The sequence below is a fragment of the Brochothrix sp. genome, from assembly GCF_017549435.1.
GTDB lineage: Bacteria > Bacillota > Bacilli > Lactobacillales > Listeriaceae > Brochothrix > Brochothrix thermosphacta.
Genome location: NZ_JAFYUW010000130.1, coordinates 1 through 2632 on the forward strand (window position 1 = coordinate 1; position 2632 = coordinate 2632).

Consider the following 2632-nt stretch of genomic DNA (forward strand, 5'->3'; position numbering starts at 1 on the left):
CCTCTTAAGTGATATGGCTAGTGGTATTACTGGTGAAAATATTCATGTCGATAGTGGCTACCATATTATTGGCTACTAAATAGTAAACAGCAAAGCAAAGTATGTAGCTATCAAGCAACTTTGCTTTGTTTTTTAGATGTTGTTTTACATTCACTTCAGCTATCACGTATAATGAAGTATGAAACTAATCGAAGGGAATTTACGCAATGAAAACTCAAAATAAGACAATTGTACTGGTTGGTTTTATGGGTGTTGGTAAAACAACTATCGGAAAAAAAGTTGCTAAAGCGTTAGATTTAACATTCAATGATAGTGATAAATTGGTAGAAGAAAAAGTTGGTTTAACAGTCAAAGAAATATTTGATGTTCATGGCGAAATATATTTCAGAGGTTTAGAAGAAGCCATGATATTAAGCTGTTTGTCTGAGGATCAACCACAAGTTTTAGCACTTGGAGGCGGTGCTTTTATCAATGATCGTATCCGTGAAGTCTGTATTGAAAAAGGGGATGCTATTTTCCTGAAAATTAGCTGGGAAGAGTGGAAAAAAAGAGCTGATGATTTGCGTCCAACACGTCCATTACTTCAAAAAAATAGTGAAGATGAAATTCATACATTATTCGAAGCGAGACAGCAATTATATTCCCAAGCACCCACAACAATAGTAACAGATAATTTAACAATCGAAGAAATTGTAGAAGCAATTCAACAGCGATAATATAACTAGAGAGGAAGAAGCTAAATGAATGGCAAACAAGCTGCAGGAGAACGTGCATTAGACTATATTGAAGATGGTATGGTTGTAGGACTAGGAACAGGTTCGACTGTTTTTTATTTTTTACAAGCATTGTCAAAAAAAGTAGCAGAAGGTTTACAAGTCACAGGCGTCGTTACATCAATTCAAACGGCTAAATTAGCAGAAGAATTAAACATCCCTTTAATGGATTTAAACGATGTTAAAGTGATTGATGTGTGTGTGGATGGTGCTGATGAAATCTATACTGAATCAGGACATATATACGGAATCAAAGGTGGAGGCGGTGCGTTACTATTTGAAAAACTAGTGGCTGAAACCGCAAAAATGCGTATTTGGATTGCTGATGATGCTAAGGTGGTATCGCATTTAGGAGCGTTCGGTTTACCTGTGGAAGTTGTTCAATTTGGTTATATGCAAGTTTTCCAGCAATTAACAGCTAAAGGATATGCACCGAAGCAACGCTTGAATGAAGATGACACACCTTATACAACAGATAGTGGTAACTATCTATTGGATTTACAATTTGAACCAATCACTGACCCGATATCTTTGGCAACAGAACTTAAAATGATGACGGGTGTAGTAGAACATGGTTTATTTAATGATATAACAGAAGTAACTATTATTGCCGATGCTACTGGATCAGCGATGGTTACTGAAATTTAAGTGTCTCTTTAGAATAGAGAATAACCTTTTGTGGTGACTTATCACAAAAGGTTTTTTTGTATAAAAAAAGAGCAGAATAATCTGCTCCAGATGGTAGACAAAGTCTTGAAATACTTCTTTTTTTGAATATTATTTAAGTGCCTTTGACTACGATATGAGAAGTTTGAATAGAAATGCTTTTTAAAAATTAAAGTTGTCAGGATCAGGACCGGTACGATGATCTTCATTGAGAGCATCAATCTTAGCCATTTCAGCAGCGGACAATTCAAAATCAAATAGTTGAGTGTTTTCAGCAATACGACCAGCATTGACTGATTTCGGTATGGTCACAATACCATGTTGTAAATCCCAGCGTAAAATGATTTGTGCGGGTGATTTTTCATGCGCTTTTGCAATTTCAGCAATCGTTGAATCTGTAAGAATTTTACCATTACCAAGTGGAGACCATGCTTCAACAATAATTTGATGTTTTTCACAAAATGCTCGAAGCGGTTCTTGCGAAAGTTTTGGATGTAATTCAATTTGATTAATCATTGGTGTTATTTTTGCAGTTTTGAACAATTCTGTTAAGTGATGTTCATGGAAATTACAAACACCAATAGCGCGTACTTTACCTGTTTCATATAAATTTTCAAGCGCACGCCATGTGTCACTATATTTATCAGCTACTGGCCAATGAATCAAATAAAGGTCAATATACTCCAATTGTAATTTTTTTAAACTTTCATCAAAGGCTTTAAGTGTTGATTCGTAACCTTGATCAGCATTCCATACTTTTGTTGTTATAAATAGCTCTTCACGAGGGAGATTTGAATCTTTAATAGCACGTCCGACACTTTCTTCATTCTTATAAGCAGCAGCTGTATCAATACTAGTATAACCCGATTTAAGTGCATGTGTGACAGCTTCATAAGCTTCTTGACCATCTTTCGCTTGCCATACACCAAAGCCCAAACGGGGGATTTCAACACCATTTGTAAATGTAGCAGTATCTTTGAATTTCATAAAAAAAGCCTCCCTTAGATTGATATGACTAGTTTAACACTTACCACCAAGTGACAGTCAAGTAAGACAACTTGGTGAAGACGAGTATCAGTTGGAAATATAATAGTGCAGATGCTTACTGTGTTTTGTAGAGTGAGTGTAATGAATATTTTTTCGCTACTGCAAAAAAAGCGTCGAATTATTTTCATCCACCCTCCACTGAAAGA

3 protein-coding genes and 1 pseudogene are annotated in these 2632 nt (G+C 35.6%); 3 read left to right on the forward strand and 1 reads right to left on the reverse strand.

Annotation, left to right across the window (positions count from 1 at the left end; translation table 11 throughout):
- The 3 genes and pseudogenes from IKV95_RS11230 to rpiA all read left to right on the forward strand — a co-directional run.
- Positions 1–79, forward strand: a pseudogene (locus tag IKV95_RS11230) (SDR family oxidoreductase); the annotation flags it as partial.
- Between the two features lie 127 nt (positions 80–206).
- On the forward strand, positions 207–716 hold the full coding sequence (locus IKV95_RS08930) for a shikimate kinase (RefSeq protein WP_029091822.1): 510 nt from the start codon (positions 207–209) through the stop codon (positions 714–716).
- A gap of 24 nt (positions 717–740) precedes the next feature.
- Positions 741–1421: a ribose-5-phosphate isomerase RpiA gene (rpiA, locus tag IKV95_RS08935; RefSeq protein WP_036027440.1), complete on the forward strand. Its 681-nt coding sequence runs from the start codon at positions 741–743 to the stop codon at positions 1419–1421.
- A 180-nt stretch (positions 1422–1601) separates the two neighbouring features.
- Here rpiA and IKV95_RS08940 read toward each other — a convergent pair whose 3' ends face one another.
- Positions 1602–2426, reverse strand: coding sequence for an aldo/keto reductase (locus IKV95_RS08940; RefSeq protein ID WP_069125553.1), 825 nt, complete (start codon positions 2424–2426; stop codon positions 1602–1604).
- Between the last annotated feature and the right edge of the window lie 206 nt (positions 2427–2632).

What these genes read in the sequence shown, in the direction of transcription:
- IKV95_RS08930 (WP_029091822.1), top strand. Translation starts at nt 207, where the DNA reads ATGAAAACTCAAAATAAGACAATTGTACTGGTTGGTTTTATGGGTGTT.
- rpiA (WP_036027440.1), top strand. Translation starts at nt 741, where the DNA reads ATGAATGGCAAACAAGCTGCAGGAGAACGTGCATTAGACTATATTGAA.
- IKV95_RS08940 (WP_069125553.1), bottom strand. Translation starts at nt 2,426, where the DNA reads ATGAAATTCAAAGATACTGCTACATTTACAAATGGTGTTGAAATCCCC.